Annotated in this window: 11 protein-coding genes; 7 read left to right on the top strand and 4 right to left on the bottom strand. The window is 70.7% G+C overall.

From position 1 onward, the window contains the following. Positions 1-10 precede the first annotated feature (10 nt). On the bottom strand, positions 11-1,786 hold the full coding sequence (locus tag JNX00_RS17190; RefSeq protein ID WP_204742983.1) for an FG-GAP repeat protein: 1,776 nt from the start codon (positions 1,784-1,786) through the stop codon (positions 11-13). Between the two features lie 189 nt (positions 1,787-1,975). Here JNX00_RS17190 and JNX00_RS17185 point away from each other — a divergent pair, with 189 nt between their 5' ends. Genes JNX00_RS17185 through JNX00_RS17165 form a run of 5 tightly spaced genes read left to right on the top strand, consistent with a single transcriptional unit; the run spans position 1,976 to position 6,220 of the window. After that, positions 1,976-2,608 (top strand): DUF3305 domain-containing protein, encoded by a 633-nt coding sequence (locus tag JNX00_RS17185; RefSeq protein ID WP_204742982.1) that lies wholly within the window; start codon positions 1,976-1,978, stop codon positions 2,606-2,608. 1 nt (position 2,609) lies between these two features. Continuing rightward, complete coding sequence (locus JNX00_RS17180; protein WP_204742981.1) at positions 2,610-3,230, top strand: DUF3306 domain-containing protein; 621 nt, start codon at positions 2,610-2,612, stop codon at positions 3,228-3,230. Beyond that, a complete protein-coding gene (locus JNX00_RS17175) occupies positions 3,190-5,259 on the top strand; it encodes a 4Fe-4S binding protein (protein ID WP_204745090.1) in 2,070 nt (689 codons plus the stop codon). Before JNX00_RS17180 ends, JNX00_RS17175 begins: the two co-directional genes overlap by 41 nt. A gap of 11 nt (positions 5,260-5,270) precedes the next feature. Continuing rightward, positions 5,271-5,888, top strand: a complete 618-nt coding sequence (locus JNX00_RS17170; protein WP_070397288.1) for a molecular chaperone TorD family protein — start codon at positions 5,271-5,273, stop codon at positions 5,886-5,888. Between the two features lie 26 nt (positions 5,889-5,914). Next, a complete protein-coding gene (locus tag JNX00_RS17165) occupies positions 5,915-6,220 on the top strand; it encodes a DUF1330 domain-containing protein (RefSeq protein ID WP_070397289.1) in 306 nt (101 codons plus the stop codon). A 22-nt stretch (positions 6,221-6,242) separates the two neighbouring features. On the opposite strand, the gene JNX00_RS17160 is transcribed toward JNX00_RS17165, so the two are convergent. The 3 genes from JNX00_RS17160 to JNX00_RS17150 form a co-directional block, all read right to left on the bottom strand. Further along, complete coding sequence (locus tag JNX00_RS17160; RefSeq protein ID WP_204742980.1) at positions 6,243-7,973, bottom strand: FG-GAP repeat protein; 1,731 nt, start codon at positions 7,971-7,973, stop codon at positions 6,243-6,245. Between the two features lie 120 nt (positions 7,974-8,093). Next, a complete protein-coding gene (locus JNX00_RS17155) occupies positions 8,094-10,211 on the bottom strand; it encodes a cache domain-containing protein (RefSeq protein WP_204742979.1) in 2,118 nt (705 codons plus the stop codon). Then, positions 10,199-11,572 (bottom strand): sigma-54 dependent transcriptional regulator, encoded by a 1,374-nt coding sequence (locus JNX00_RS17150; protein WP_139146906.1) that lies wholly within the window; start codon positions 11,570-11,572, stop codon positions 10,199-10,201. Before JNX00_RS17150 ends, JNX00_RS17155 begins: the two co-directional genes overlap by 13 nt. A gap of 474 nt (positions 11,573-12,046) precedes the next feature. Between JNX00_RS17150 and JNX00_RS17145 the strand changes: the two genes are divergently transcribed. Both JNX00_RS17145 and JNX00_RS17140 read left to right on the top strand, forming a co-directional pair. Then, a complete protein-coding gene (locus tag JNX00_RS17145; RefSeq protein ID WP_204742978.1) occupies positions 12,047-12,277 on the top strand; it encodes a formate dehydrogenase in 231 nt (76 codons plus the stop codon). A gap of 90 nt (positions 12,278-12,367) precedes the next feature. Next, positions 12,368-15,328, top strand: coding sequence for a formate dehydrogenase subunit alpha (locus JNX00_RS17140; protein WP_204742977.1), 2,961 nt, complete (start codon positions 12,368-12,370; stop codon positions 15,326-15,328). The last annotated feature ends 9 nt before the right edge of the window (positions 15,329-15,337 follow it).

The raw sequence follows: 15,337 nt of genomic DNA, 5'->3' as shown, positions 1-15,337 counted from the left end.
CCGGCGGGGCTCAGTAGAGGTAGACCGCGCCGACGTCGCTGCCGGACCGGTCGGCCTGGTCACCCCCGATGCCGGGGCTGGCGTTGACCGCCGAAGGGCTGCCCGCGGCCAAGGCCACGCTGGGGGTCCCCACGCCGCCCTGGCCCGACAGGGCGAGGGTGGAACCGAAGCCGTCGCCGCGCAGCGTGTTCGACGGCTTGATGTAGGTCTGCTGCCGCCAACCCGACGCGGTGCGCCGCAAGAGATAGGCCGCGCCGCTCCAGGGGGCGCTGTTGTCGCCCTGGTCGGCCTGCAGGCCCCGTGCGGCGCTGCCCTCGCCGGGGGCGCCCACCGCCAGCGTGTCGCCATCTCCGGACAACGCCACGCTGGTGCCGAAGTTGTCGTCGGCGTCGGCGTTCGATGCCTTGACGTAGGCTGACTGGCGCCACTGGCCGCCCGGGCGGTCAAACAGGTACACGGCCCCGCTGCCCGTGGCGGCGTTGTTGTGGGGATCGCCATCGATGCCCCTCGCGCCGCTGGCCTCGTAGGGGCTGCCCACGGCCATGACCTGGCCATCGGCCGACAGCGCGATGGCACCGCCGAAGGCGGCATTGCCCAAGGTGTTGGAGGCTTTCACGTAGGCCAGCTGACTCCAGCTGTCCCGGGCCCGGCCGAAGACGTACACCGCGCCGCTGCTCTGGGCGGTGTTGTCGTCGGGGTCGCCGCCCACCCCCGTGGCGGCGCTGGATTCGTTGATGGCGCCGATGGCCAGCGTCTGGCCGTCGGCCGACAGCGCCAACGCCGCGCCGAAGCCGTCGTCGGCGTCGGCGTTGGAGGCCTTGACGTAGGCCTGCTGCGTCCAGGCGCCGGCGGCGAGGGCGAAGACGTAGGCCGCGCCACTTCGGCGCCGGCTGTTGTTGTCGGCCCCATTGACGGTGCGGGCATCACCCGATTCGTCGGGCGCGCCCACGGCCAGGGTGGCGCCGTCGTCCGACAGCGCCACGCGCCAGCCGAACCGGTCGCCCGCATCGGCGTTCGGGGCCGCGACCCGGACCGCAAGGCCCCAGGCCGCGGCACCGCTCCCGCGCGTGAAGACAAAGGCGGTGCCGCTGTGGCCGACGCCGCCGCTGCTGCCATTCGGCGCCCCCACCGCCAGTGTCCCGCCGTCGGACGACAAGGCCAGGCTGTGGCCGAACAGGTCGCCCGGTTCCGGCGCGGGGGGCGTCAGTCGGGACGCCTGCGCCCATTGGGCGCCTGTGCGCGCGAAGACGTAGACCGCGCCGCCGCTGCCCCGGCCCGACGCGCTGCCCGGTGCGCCGACGGCCAGGAACTGCCCGTCGGCCGACACGGCCACGCTCTGGCCGAAGTGGTCGTTGTCGGCGGGGGCGGCGGCTTTGACGTAGCCGATGGCCGGCACCAGTGTGTCGCTCACCCGCAGCGCCGCGGTGTCGACGCAGTCCTGGTCGTGGCAGACCTGCAGCCGGTAGCGCGCGTTCACGCGCTCGGGCAGAAAGACCTCGTGGTCGTATTGCGTGGTGTGGGCCGGCAGATCGGCGATGGGCGTGTAGCCCGAGGCGCCGTCGGGGTCCTCGAGCAGGCGGTAGCCGGTTTCGGCGGCCGCGTCGTTCCAGCTGAAGTGGAAGGTCTTGATGGCGGTGGGCGTGAGCGCGAAGCCCAGGGTGGCGTCGCTGGGGAACCGGACGGTGGCGGACGAGGTCACGGCGCTGGAGCCGCCGCCGCAGGCCGCGAGGGCACTGGCCAGCAGAAGCAGGGAAGCGCGGATCGCGCGGCGGGTGTCGGGTGTCATGTCGAGGGCGTCGGGCGGGAAAGCCCGCGATTGGATCGGCGATCCCACGCGGCATCCATACGGCCTAGGCAGTAGCTCCCGCACCCATCAGAGAAAAATGGGCCTTCGCCGCGGCGCGGGCAAACCCCGTCGGGGCCCCGGACATCTCCTGGGGGGAGGCCGACGGATGGCGTACAGTCGTCGTTCCCTATGCATGCCACCCATACGTCCCCTGCGCCCGCCCGGCAACGCCCTCTGATCGAGGTCGATGTCGTGATGCGCCGCGAGCCCGTGCAAGGCCCCATGGCGCGCTGGCAGCCCTGGCGCTGGGTGCTGGCCGATGTGCTGCTGAGCGCCGGGCCCGACGAGGCCGCCCGGCTGGCGCCGGACGAGGCGCACCCGCCGCAGGAGGTCGAGCCTATCGATGCGGGCTCGGTGGCCGACGGCAGCCAGCACTGGCTGTACCCGCGCTTTCGTGTCGAGCTGTTCCGCGACGACGCGGAGGGCTACTTCCTCAACCTCAGCAGCCCCCGTCCCTGTTTCTGGGTCATGTGGCGCGCCGAGGGCGAGGCCCTGGTCGGGGGCGAGCCCATGGCCGTGCCCCTGATCGTGACCCTGAGCTACCACGACGCCGGCCGCTGGCTGGACGCGCAGGAGCGTGTGGACCAGGTGGCCGCGCCGCCCGAGGTGGTGGACTGGCTGCGCGCTTTCGTCGACGCGACCTACGTGCCCGAGCCGAAGCGGCGCCAGCGCCCCCAGAGCTTTCGGCCGCTGACGGACCGCTTCGGCCAGCCGGTGCGCGTGAGCACGGACAAGCCGCGCGGCGGCAACGGAGGCCATTGAGGTGGCGGACGAGGGCGGCGGCTTCCTCTCGCGCTGGTCGCGGCGCAAGCAGGCGGTGCGCGAGGGCCAGGCGCTGCCGCCCGAGCCGGCGGCCGCGCCGCAGGCCGCGCGCGTGGAGCCGGTGCCCGCGGCCCCGGGCGCATCGGACCCGTCGGCCGCTTCGGCGCTGCCGCCCGCCGACGCGCCGCGCGAAACCACCCCGTCACCCACGCTGGACGACGTCGCCCGGCTCACACCCGAGGCCGACTTCAGCCGCTTCGTCGCGCCGGACGTCTCCAGCGAGGTGCGCAACGCCGCCGTGAAGAAGCTCTTCGCCGACCCGCACTTCAACGTGATGGACGGCCTGGACGTCTACATCGACGACTACAGCCTGCCCAGCCCGCTGTCCAAGGCCGACATGGCCCAGATGGTCGGCGCGCGCTTTCTCAAGCTGGTGGAAGACCCGGAAGAAGACCGGGCGCCGGCGCCGGCCAGCGAACCCACACCGAGCGGCGGACCCACCGCCGCCATCCCCGGCGACCCTCCCGCCGACACGCCCCCTACCCACGATGACCACGCTGATCTGCAACTGCAACCAGACCATGCCCCTGGACCCGAAGGCCCTGGGCGCGGCACTGGATGAAGACCTGACGACGCACACCACGCTGTGCCGGCGCGACGCGGCCGCGTTCCAGCGCGCCAGCCGCAGCGGCGACGAACTGGTGGTGGCCTGCACGCAGGAAAGCCGCCTGTTCACCGAGCTCTCGCAGCAGACCGAGGGCGCGGTGCCGCTGGACGTGCGCCCCATCCGTTTCGTGAACCTGCGCGAGACCGGTGGCTGGGGCCGCGAGGCCCAGGCCGCCACGCCCAAGATGGCCGCGCTGCTGGCGGCCGCGCGCCTGCCCGATCCCGAGCCCGTGCCCACGGTGAGCTACCAGAGCGAGGGCCGCCTGCTCATCGTCGGTCCGCTCGACGCCGCCGAGCGGATCGCCGCGCAGCTGGCCGATGCGCTCCAGGTCACCGTGTTCGCCCAGGGCGGGCGGGGCCAGCAGGCGCGCGCCTGGCCGGTGCTGGGCGGGCAACTGGGCGCCATGCGGGGCTGGCTCGGCGCCTTCGAGGTCGAGTGGTCCAGCACCAACCCCATCGACCTGGACCTGTGCACGCGCTGCAACGCCTGCGTGGCCGCCTGTCCCGAAGGCGCGATCGGCCTGGACTACCAGATCGACCTCGACCGTTGCCAGAACCACCGCGCCTGCGTGAAGGCCTGCGAGGCCGTGGGCGCCATCAACTTCCAGCGCGACGCCGTCCCGCACCGCGAGCGCTTCGACCTCGTGCTCGACCTGCGCGAGGCGCCCGCCTTTGTTCAGCACGCGCCCCCGCAGGGCTACTTCCACCTGCCCGGCGGCCTGCGCCACGACAAGGGCCTTGAGACCCTGGTCCGCCTGCGCGAGATGGTGGGCGAGTTCGAGAAGCCCAAGTTCTTCACCTACAACCACAAGCTCTGCGCCCACGGCCGCAACGAGACCGTGGGCTGCGACGCCTGCATAGCGGTCTGCTCGGCCCAGGCCATTCGCAGTGAGGTCGAGCGCCAGCAGATCGCCGTCAACCCCAATCTGTGCGTGGGCTGCGGCGCCTGCACCACCGTCTGCCCCACGGGCGCGCTGGGCTACGCCTACCCGCGCGCCAGCGAGCAGGGCACCCGGTTGCGCACCGTGTTGGCCACCTACGCCAAGGCCGGCGGCCGGGACGCGGCGCTGCTGCTGCACAGCCAGACCGCGGGCACCGAACTCATCGAGGCCCTGGGCCGCGAGGCCGTGCTGCGGCCCAAGGCCGTCAAGGGCGTGCCCGCGCGCGTGATCCCGTTGCCCTTGTGGCACACCGCCTCGGCCGGCCTGGACCTGTGGCTCAGCGCTTTCGCCTACGGCGCCTCGCAGGTCTGGGTGCTGATGACGGAGGAAGAGGCGCCGCAGTACCGCGAGGCCTTGCGCGAGCAGATGGCGGTGGCCCAGGCCATCGTGAGCGGCCTGGGTTACGCGGGCACGCACTTCCGCCTGATCGAGGCGCGCGACGCGGCCACGCTGGATGTGCAACTGGCCTCGCCGCCCGCGCAGGGCGTGAAGCGCCGCGCGAGCTACGCGGTGCAGCGCGAGAAGCGCGCCACCATGGAGCTCGCGCTCGACCACCTGCTGCAAGACAGCGCCGCGCACCCGCGCGCGGCGGAGGCCGTGGCCTTGCCTACGGCCTCGCTGTTCGGCGCGGTGAACGTGAACAAGGACGCCTGCACCCTGTGCCTGAGCTGCGTGAGCGCCTGCCCGGCCAATGCCTTGCTCGACAACGCCGAGCGACCGCAGCTGCGTTTCGTCGAGAAGAACTGCGTGCAGTGCGGCCTGTGCGCCACCACCTGCCCCGAGGACGCCATCAGCCTGCAGCCGCGCCTGCTGCTCACCGAGCAGCGCCGCCAGCCGCGCGTGCTCAACGAGGCTCAGCCCTACGCCTGCGTGCGTTGCGGCAAGCCCTTCGGCACGCTCAAGGGCGTGGAGCTGATGCTGGGCAAGCTGGCCGGCCACGCCATGTTCCAGGGCGAGGCGCTGGAGCGCCTGAAGATGTGCGGCGACTGCCGCGTGGTGGACATCTACAGCAACCCGAACGAATCGCGTATCACCGACCACTGAGACACGCCGCCATGATGGAACGCATCCCCGTCTCCTCCACGCTCGACGAAGAAACCGCACGCGCCGAGGTCTACGGCCTGCTGGCCGCGCTGTACTACGCGCCGCCCGGCGCCGAGCTGCTGAGCCAGCTGCGCGTGGCCGCCACCGAGGCGCCGGCGGCGGGCGCCTTTCTCGAAGAGCCCTGGCGCCAGGTCGTGGCGGCCGCGCGCGAGCGCGACGATGCGGCCATCGCCGACGAGTTCGACGCCCTGTTCGGCGGCGTGGGCAAGCCCGAGGTCCACCTGTTCGGTTCGCACTACCTCAGCGGCTTCCTGAACGAAAAGCCGCTGGCCCAGCTGCGCGGCGACCTGGCCGCGCTGGGCCTGGCGCGCGAAGAAAGCATGCCCGAGACCGAGGACCACGTGGCCTACGTGTTCGAGGTCATGCGCTACCTGATCGCCGGCGACGACGTCGAGGTGGCCAACCTCACGCGCCAGCGCGAGTTTTTCACGAAGCACGTGCAGACCTGGGTGCCGCAGCTGTGTGAGACCATCGCGGCCCAGCCCCGCGCCGGCTTCTACGCCGCGCTCGCGGGCTTCACGCAGGCCTTCATCGGGGTCGAGGCGCAGGGCTTCGACATGCTGGCCTGACCGGGATCACGCACACAGGAGCAGGCATGGCAGGCAAGGGCTATTGGATCGGTCGCGTCGACGTGGACGACCTGGAGCGCTACAAGCTGTACGTGGAGGCCAACGCGGCGCCGTTTCGCGAGTATGGCGCGAAGTTCCTGGTGCGCGGCGGGCGCTTCGAATGCGTGGAGGGCGCCAGCCGCTCGCGCAACGTGGTGATCGAGTTTCCCTCGTACGAACAGGCCATGGCTTGTTATCGCTCGCCGGGCTACCAGGCCGCCATCGCGCTGCGCGCGCCGGTGTCGGTGATCGACCTGATCATCATCGAGGGCCACGAGGGCGCGCAGCCCTGAACGGGCGCGGGCGCGCTTCGACTCAATACAGGTAGACGGCGCCGACGTTCACACCCGAGGCATCGGTCTGGTCGCCGCCCACGCCGGCCGTGGCGTTGTTCGCATAGGGGCAGGCCACCGCCAGGGCCTGGCCGTCGCCCGACAGGGCCAGCGCGGCGCCGAACTGGTACACGCTGTATTCCGCCGTGTTCGAGGGCTTGATGTACGCCTGTTGCTGCCAGCCCGTGGCGCTGTGCGTGAACAGGTAGGCCGCGCCGGTGTCGGGTGCGTTGTCGTTGCCCTGGTCGCCGCCGATGCCCCGTGCGTCACTGCTCTCGCTGATGGCGCCCACGGCCAGCGTCTGGCCATCGCTGGACAGGGCCAGGGTGGTGCCGAAGCGGTCGTTCGCGCCGGTGTTGGAGGCCTTGATGTAGGCGCGCTGGCCCCAACTGGCGTTGTTCCGGGTGAAAACGTACGCCGCGCCGCTGAAGGTGGCGCCCGTGTTGCCTGGGTCACCGTCGATGCCCGTTGCGGCGCTGCTGTCGTAGGGACTGCCGACCGCCAGGACCTGGCCGTCGGCCGACAAGGCCAGGGCTTCGCCGAAACCCGACAGGAGCAAGGGGTTGGGCGCCGACAGGAAGGCCTGCAGGCCCCAGACAAGCCCGTCGTGGGCGTAGACATGCACCGACCCGCTGGTGCCACCACCCCCACCGGCCGGGGAGGGCATGCCGACGGCCAGGGTATGGCCGTCGGCCGACAGGGCGATCCGCCGGCCGAACTGATCGCCGATGTGGTTGGTGGAGGCCTTGAGGTAGGCCTGCTGGCTCCAGGCGTTGCCCTGGCGCGCGAAGGCATAGGCCGCGCCGCTTTGTGGGCTGTTGTCGTCGTCGGGGGGATTGGCACCGGTGCCACTGCCCGCTTCCTGATCCGCGCCCACTGCCAGCACGTCGCCCTGCGCGGACAGCGCGACGCTGCCACCGAAGGCATCGCCGCTGCCGGTGTTCAAGCCCGTGAGGCGTGTCTGCAGGGCCCAGGCCGCGCCCTGGCCCGTGTAGACGTAGACCGCGCCGCCATAGTTGGCCGTCTGGCTGTCGTGCGGCGCGCCCACGGCCAGGGTGTCGCCCGCGCTGGACAGGGCGAGGCTGTAGCCGAAGCCGTCGTTCGACTGAGGGGTGGGGGCCTCCAGCCGGGCCTGTTGTCGCCAGGTGGTGCCGTCGCGCGCGAACAGGTAGACGGCGCCGCTGGCGCTGTTGAGGGAGTTGCCGCCTGGCGCTCCCACGGCCAGGGTCTGGCCATTCGCCGACAGCGCCATGCCCTGGCCGAACTGGGCGTCGCTGGCCGGATCGGAGGCCTTCACGTAGCCGATGGCCTCAACCAGTGGCCCGCTGGCGGTGACGGCGGCCGAGTCCACGCACGCCGACGCCTGGCAGGCCTGCAGGAGGTAGCGCGCGTTGATGCGCTCGGGCAAGAACACGGCGTGGTCGATCTGCGTGCTGCCGGCCGGTAGCGTGGCGATCAGGGTGTAGCCCGAGGTGCCGTCGGCGTCTTCGAGCAGCCGGTACTCGCTGGCCCCGGTCACGCCGGCCCAGCTGAAGTGAAAGGCCTTGATGGCGGTGGGCGTGAGGGCCAGGACCGGTGCCGTGAGGGCGGCCGCGGGGGGGAAGGCGACCGTGGCGGAGGACGGCGCGCCCCCGCCGTTGCCGCCGCAGGCCGACAGCAGGGCGGCGAGCGCGAACGCGGCGGCGCGGGCGGCAGTGAACAGGCGAACTTGCATGAACGCTTGGCGGTGGATGGCAGGCATGGCCATTGAAGCGGATGCCTTGTGGGCCCATCCATACCCCCGACGCAGTATTCACAGCGCCACTGGCCGCGGCTGGCGGGCCGCCGCCCGGCCTCAGCCCGGCAGGGGCCGGCCGTCGTTCGTCGGCGTGGCCGCGGGCGCGCGCGGTTCGGTGAACAGGCGCACGGTGAACACCGCGCCGCTCATGCCGTCGCCGCGGTCGGCCGCGGTGATGCGCCCGCCGTAGCGCTCCACCAGGCCCTGGCTGATCCACAGGCCCAGGCCGTTGCCGTCGTTCTTGGTGGTGAAGAAGGGGCGGAACAGGCGCTCGCGCGTGGCCTCGCTCAGGCCGGCGCCGCCATCGATCACCTGCAGCTCGGCGCCGCCCTCCATGTCGCGCGTGACCAGGCGCAGACGGCCGCCCCCGGGCATGGCCTGGATGGCGTTGATCAGCAGGTTGATGATGACCTGCTGCAGTTCCTGCCGGTTGATGCCCACGCCATGCGTGGCGCCGCGCTCGCGCTCCACCGCGATGTCGGTCTGCGACAGCAGGTGGCCCACCAGCACCAGGCAGTCGTCCACCGTGCGGTCCAGTGGCAGCGTGTCGACGTAGCCGGCGTATTCGGTGGGCCGCGCGTACTGCAGCAGCTGCGTGACGATGATGCGCATGCGCTCGACCTGCTGGTCGAGCAGGCGCAGCTCGCCCTGAACCGGGTCGGTGGCGCGGCCCAGGGTGTCGCGGATGAGGTCCAGGTTGCCTTGCATCACCGCGATGGGGTTGTTGATCTCGTGCGCGATGCTGGCGGTGAGCTGGCCGATGGCGGCCAGCTTCTCGCTCTTGACGAGCTGCTCCTGCGCGAGCCTCAACGATGCGTTGCTGGCCTGCAGTTCGCGCGTGCGCTCGGCCACCTTGCGGTCGAGCTCGTCGGCCCAGCGCTGCAGGGCCTGGGTTTTCTCGTCGATGGTGTCGAGCAGCTGGTCGAGGTGGCCCGCGAGCGCGCCGAGCTCGTCGCGCGCGGGCAGCGGGCCCACGCGCGCGCCGCCCTGGCCCTGTTCCACGCGCTGCATGGTCAGGTTCATCTGCTGCACCGGCTGGAAGATGCTGCGCGCCCAGCGCAGCGAGAACCAGGCCGAGGCCGCCATCACGCCGCCGAAGATGAGGCCGATGAGCGCCAGCATGGCGTAGCGCACCAGGCGAAAGGGCGCCTCGGTGAAGCCCACGTAGAGCATGCCCACGCGCGCGCCGCTGGCGTCGGCCAGGGGCTCGTAGGCCGAGACGTACCAGTCGTTCACCACGAAGGCCAGGTCCAGCCAGGTGTGGCCCTCGCCGAGCACGGCGCCGCGCACCGCCTGCGATACGCGCGTGCCGATGGCCCGCCGGTCCTGGAACAGGCGCACGTTGGTGGTGATGCGCACGTCGTCGAGGAACAGCGTGGCCGTGCCTTGGCTGTCGAAGGGCAGGGAGCCGACCGGGTAGACGATGCGGTTGATGTGGTCGATGAAATCCAGGTTCTGGTTGAGCAGCAGGCCGCCGCTGAGCAAGCCCAGGCGCCGGCCCTGCGCGTCGACCACGGGCAGCGTGGCCTGCGCGACCATGGCGCGGTCTTCGGCGCTGCGCTGCGTGGGCGTGGCATTGCGCGTGGGCACCAGGGGGATGTCCAGCCGCGACATCAGGTGCGGCGCCAGGGCGTGCAGCGCGGCGCGGTCGAGCACCAGCAGGCTGGCCTTGGCGCGGTCGCGCCGGGCCTGGATGGACCCCCCCAGCGCGGGCGGCTGCGGCAGCAGGCCGGCGCGCTGGTCCTGCAGGCTCAGGCCGGGCGGCGCGCCGCGCGCCAGCGGCAGGCCGTCGTTGCCGTACAGCACGAGGAAGTCGAGCCCCAGGCGCTCGCGTTCGGTCGCCAGGTGCGCGGCGAGCGCGGCCCGTGCGTCGGGCGTGCCCGGGGCCAGCCCGTCGGCCAGCGCGCGCGAATCGGCCACGCCCTGGGTGCCCGAGCCGATCTCGATCAGCACCTGGTCGAAGTAGCCCCGCGCCACTGCCAGGTCGCTGCGCACCTTGGTGATGAGCAGGCGGTCGTAGGCCTGGTCGCTCCACACGGCCAGCGCCAGCACCAGCAGCGGAAAGGCCACCAGCAGCGGCAGCAGCGCCATGGCCAGCAGCTTGTTGCGCACCGAGCCCGCGAGCCAGCGCGGCGCGCGAAGCGCGGCGGGGGGGGATGTCCCTAGCTCGCCCATTCGGCCACGCGCCGCTCCAGGGTGCGGCGCGACACGCCCAGCAACTGCGCGGCGCGGGTCTTGTCGCCCTGCACCGAGTCGAGCACGGAGAGGATGTGCATCTTCTCCAGCGTGTGCAGGTCGGTGGGGCGCTCGGCCGCCGGCGCCTCGGGTGCGCCGGGGTACAGCGCCGACACGTTGAGCGTGCCGAGGATGAGCGAGCGCTCGATCAGGTTGCGCAACTCGCGCACGTTGCCGGGCCAGTCGTACTGCTGCAGGAAGGCCATCTCGGCCTCGCTGATGCGCAGCGGCTCGGCGCCCAGCGTGGGCGCCAGCTGGCCCATGAAGTGCGCCACCAGCGCGGGGATGTCGGCCTTGTGCTCGCGCAGCGGGGGCAGCGCGAGCTCCACCACCTGCAGGCGAAAGTACAGGTCCTTGCGGAAGCGGCCGGCCGCGACCTCGGCGCTGAGCTGGCGGTTGGTGGCGGCGACGATGCGCAGGTTGAGCGGCACCAGCTGCTCGCTGCCCACGGGGCGCACCCGCAGGTCCTCGATGGCGCGCAGCAGCGTGGCCTGGATGGACAGCGGCAGCTCGGCGATCTCGTCCAGGAACAGGGTGCCGCCCTGGGCGTAGTGGAAGAGGCCGTCGCGCGCGCGCGTGGCGCCGGGAAAGGCGCCCTTGGCGTGGCCGAAGAGCTCGCTGGCGATGAGCTCGGGCGAGACGGCCGCGCAGTTCACGGGCACGAAGGGGCCGGCGGCGCGCGCGCCCCGCGCGTGCAGCTCGCGTGCGACCAGTTCCTTGCCGGTGCCCGATTCGCCCTGCAGCAACACGGTGCTGTCCACACTGGCCACGCGGTCGAGGGAGTCGCGCAGGGCCGCCAGGGACGGCGAGTCGCCCACCAGCGCCGCGCGATGCACGGTGGCGGGGCCCATGGCGCGGCGCAGCACGAAGTTCTCGCGCCGCAGGCGCGAGCGCTCGTGGCACTGTTTGATGGCGTTGAGGATCTGCGGAACGCGGAAGGGCTTGAGGATGAAGTCGGAGGCGCCGGCGCGCAGGGCTTCGATGGCGGTGTCGAGGTCGGCGAAGGCGGTGATGAGGATGACCTCGCCGGTGTAGCCCTGTTCGCGCAGCTCCTTGAGCCATTCGACGCCGCTCTTGCCGGGCAGGGAGATGTCGAGCACCACGAGGTCCACGTGGTGGCCGCGCAGCCACTCGGCGCCTTCTTCGGCGCTGGTGGCGCTCATGACGAAATGGCAGCGCGGGGCGAGCGTCTTGACCAGGAAGTTGAGCATGCCCTGTTCGTCGTCGACGACCAGGATGGACCAGTTGGGCCAACCGTCCAGGGCGCGCTCAGGGCTTGTCGGGGGGGTGATCGTCTCCACCGTTCGATTCTATGAAGCAGGCATGGACGCACCGGTGCGCCGACCGGGCGCGGGACCTCGATGACCCACACGCCCGAGGCCCCGGAGCCTGATCGAATCACTCGGGCATAGGCGCCCCTGACCCTGCGCGGACCGGTGTGTGGGGTGCGACAAGTTGTCGCACTCGCTGGACAACATGGCGCAGGCAAAACCCCGAGTGGTCCTAAGTTCTGCGGGTTTGCCCGCGCTTTGGAGGGATGAATGGGCCTGTGCGGGCCGACATTGCGAGTGGTTCTCATCGATGGTGGCTGGCATGCTTATCGCTAGTCGAGGCGCCACCGCCGCTGGCCCACCTCGGCGCCCGCGCGAGGGTTTCGCGCCTTGGCCAGAGCGCTCATGCACAAGCTTGCATACCCCCAGGGGGCGAAGTAGATTCGACCTTATGCAAGGAGTCCACACGTCTGGTGTGTGGGCCCTGCACACCTGGAGACATGCATGAATGAGTCTTCCCGCTCCGGCCCGGCCGAGGGCCGTTCGCGCCTGAGCCGGCGCACCCTGTTCGCGGGTGCCGGCACCGCCGGTGCCGTGGCCGCCGTGGCCAGCGTGATGCCCGCTGTCCAAGCCCCCGAGAGCGCCGCCATCGAGCCCAAGCCCGCGCCCGAGCGCGGTGGGGGTTACACGCTCAGCGAGCACGTCAAGCACTACTACCGCACCACGCGCCTCTGATCCGGCGCGCGAGACACAGAGCCTCCCCACGAACGTCCCGTCCGCCGCCCACTGCCCCACGGCATCCCGCGGCGCCCCAGGAGACACACCATGCTGCTGACCAAAAAATCCCCCTCCGCCGCCGGCCGTGGCACGCCGGCGCACGCCACCTTCGTGAACGCCTTGCAGCGCGGCCTGTCGTCCGCGCTGCCCACCATGGACCGCCGCGCCTTCCTGCGCCGCTCCGGTCTCGGGGTGGGCGTGGGCCTGGCCGCTTCGCAGCTCACCCTGGTGAAGAAGGCCCAGGCCGCCTCGGGCGGCTCGATCGACGGCACCGGCAAGATCGAGGTGCGCCGCACGGTGTGCACGCACTGCTCGGTGGGCTGCGCCAGCGACGCCATCGTGGAGAACGGCGTCTGGGTGCGCCAGGAGCCGGTGTTCGACTCGCCGATCAACCTGGGCGCGCACTGCGCCAAAGGCGCCTCGCTGCGCGAGCACGGCCACGGCGAATACCGCCTGCGCTACCCGATGAAGCTGGTCAACGGCAAATACCAGCGCATCACCTGGGACGAGGCCTACGACGGCATCGTCAAGAAGATGAAGGCCCTGCGCGAGGCCAGCGGCCCGGACGCGGTGTACTTCGTCGGCTCGTCCAAGCACAGCAACGAGCAGGCCTACCTGATGCGCAAGTTCGTGAGCTTCTGGGGCACGAACAACTGCGACCACCAGGCGCGCATCTGCCACTCCACCACGGTGGCGGGCGTCGCGAACACCTGGGGCTATGGCGCGATGACCAACTCGTACAACGACATGCAGAACAGCAAGTGCGCGTTGTACATCGGCTCCAACGCGGCCGAGGCGCACCCGGTCTCCATGCTGCACATGCTGCATGCCAAGGAGAACGGCTGCAAGATGATCGTGGTCGACCCGCGCTTCACGCGCACCGCGGCCAAGGCCGACGAGTACGTGCGCATCCGCTCGGGCACCGACATCCCCTTCCTCTTCGGTCTGCTGTACCACATCTTCAAGAACGGCTGGGAAGACAAGCGCTACATCAACGACCGTGTCTATGGCATGGAAGCGGTGAAGGCCGACGTGATGGCCAAGTGGACGCCCGACAAGGTGGAAGAGGCCTGCGGCGTCAAGGAAGAACAGATGGCGCGCGTGGCCGAGATGATGGCCAAGAACCGCCCGTCGACGCTGGTGTGGTGCATGGGCCAGACGCAGCACTCCATTGGCAACGCCATGGTGCGCGCCTCGTGCATCGTGCAACTGGCCCTGGGCAACATCGGCGTGAGCGGTGGTGGCGCGAACATCTTCCGTGGCCACGACAACGTGCAGGGCGCCACCGACGTGGGCCCCAACCCCGATTCGCTGCCGGGCTACTACGGCGTGGCGGCGGGCTCGTGGAAGCACTTCGCCAACGCCTGGGGCGTGGACTACGACTGGATCAAGTCGCAGTACGCCGAGGGCATGATGGAGAAGCCCGGCATCACCGTCTCGCGCTGGATCGATGGTGTGCTGGAGAAAAATGAGCTGATCGACCAGGGTCCGAACATCCGCGGCATGTTCTTCTGGGGCCACGCACCGAACTCGCAGACGCGCGGCCTGGAGATGAAGAAGGCCATGGACGCGCTGGACCTGCTGGTGGTGATCGACCCGTACCCCTCGGCCACCGCGTCGATGGCGGCGATGCCGAGCGACAAGATCAACCCCGAGCGCGAGGTCTACCTGTTGCCCGCGGCCACGCAGTTCGAGACCAGCGGCTCGTGCACCGCGTCCAACCGCTCCATCCAGTGGCGCGAGAAGGTGATCGACCCGCTGTGGGAGAGCCGCAGCGACCACATGATCATGCATGAGCTGGCGCAGAAGCTGGGCTTCGCGGAGCAGCTCTCCAAGAACTACAAGATGCAGAAGATCAAGGGCCGCGAAGAGCCGATGCCCGAGGACATCCTGCGCGAAATCAACCGCTCGGTCTGGACCATCGGCTACACCGGCCAGAGCCCGGAGCGGCTGAAGGCCCACATGCGCCACATGGACGCCTTCGACGTGAAGACGCTCAAGGCCAAGGGCAAGGTGGTCGACAAGGAGACCGGCTACGACCTGTCGGGTGACTACTTCGGCCTGCCCTGGCCCTGCTTCGGCACGCCCGAGATCAAGCACCCCGGCTCGCCCAACCTGTACGACACCTCCAAGCACGTCATGGACGGCGGCGGCAACTTCCGCGCCAACTTCGGCGTGGAGCGCGATGGCGTGAACCTGCTGGCCGAGGACGGCTCGCATTCGCTGGGCGCCGAGATCACCACCGGCTACCCCGAGTTCGACCACGTGCTGCTCAAGAAGCTGGGCTGGTGGGACGACCTGAGCGCCGAGGAAAAGCAGAAGGCCGAAGGCAAGAACTGGAAAACCGATCCCTCGGGCGGCATCCAGCGCGTGTGCATGAAGCATGGCTGCCACCCCTTCGGCAACGCCAAGGCGCGCGCGGTGGTGTGGAACTTCCCGGACGCGATCCCCCAGCACCGCGAGCCCATCTACGGCACGCGCCCGGACCTCATCGCCAAGTACCCCAGCCACGACGACCAGAAGAACCGCTGGCGCCTGCCCATCCTCTACAAGTCGCTGCAGGCGAAGAACGTCGAGGACAAGCTGCCGGAGAAATTCCCGCTCATCATGTCCTCGGGCCGTCTGGTGGAGTACGAGGGCGGCGGCGAGGAGACGCGCTCCAACCCCTGGCTGGCCGAGCTGCAGCAGAACATGTTCGTGGAGATCAACCCGAAGGCGGCGACCGAGCGCGGCATCCGCCAGGGCGAGCAGGTCTGGGTAAGCACGCCCACCGGCGCGCGCATCAAGGTGATGGCGCTGGTGACCGAGCGCGTGGGCCCGGACACGGTGTGGCTGCCCTTCCACTTCTCGGGCCACTGGCAGGGCACCGACATGAAACCCTACTACCCCGATGGCGCTTTCCCCGTGGTGCGCGGCGAGGCGGTCAACACCGCCACCACCTACGGCTACGACATCGTGACGATGATGCAGGAAACCAAGACCACGATCTGCAACGTCGAGAAGGCTTGAGGAGAACAC

The sequence above is a fragment of the Hydrogenophaga sp. YM1 genome (assembly GCF_016903055.1).
GTDB lineage: Bacteria > Pseudomonadota > Gammaproteobacteria > Burkholderiales > Burkholderiaceae_C > Hydrogenophaga > Hydrogenophaga borbori.
Note: the sequence above shows the minus strand (reverse complement) of the source record. Positions and strands in the feature narration are given on the sequence as shown.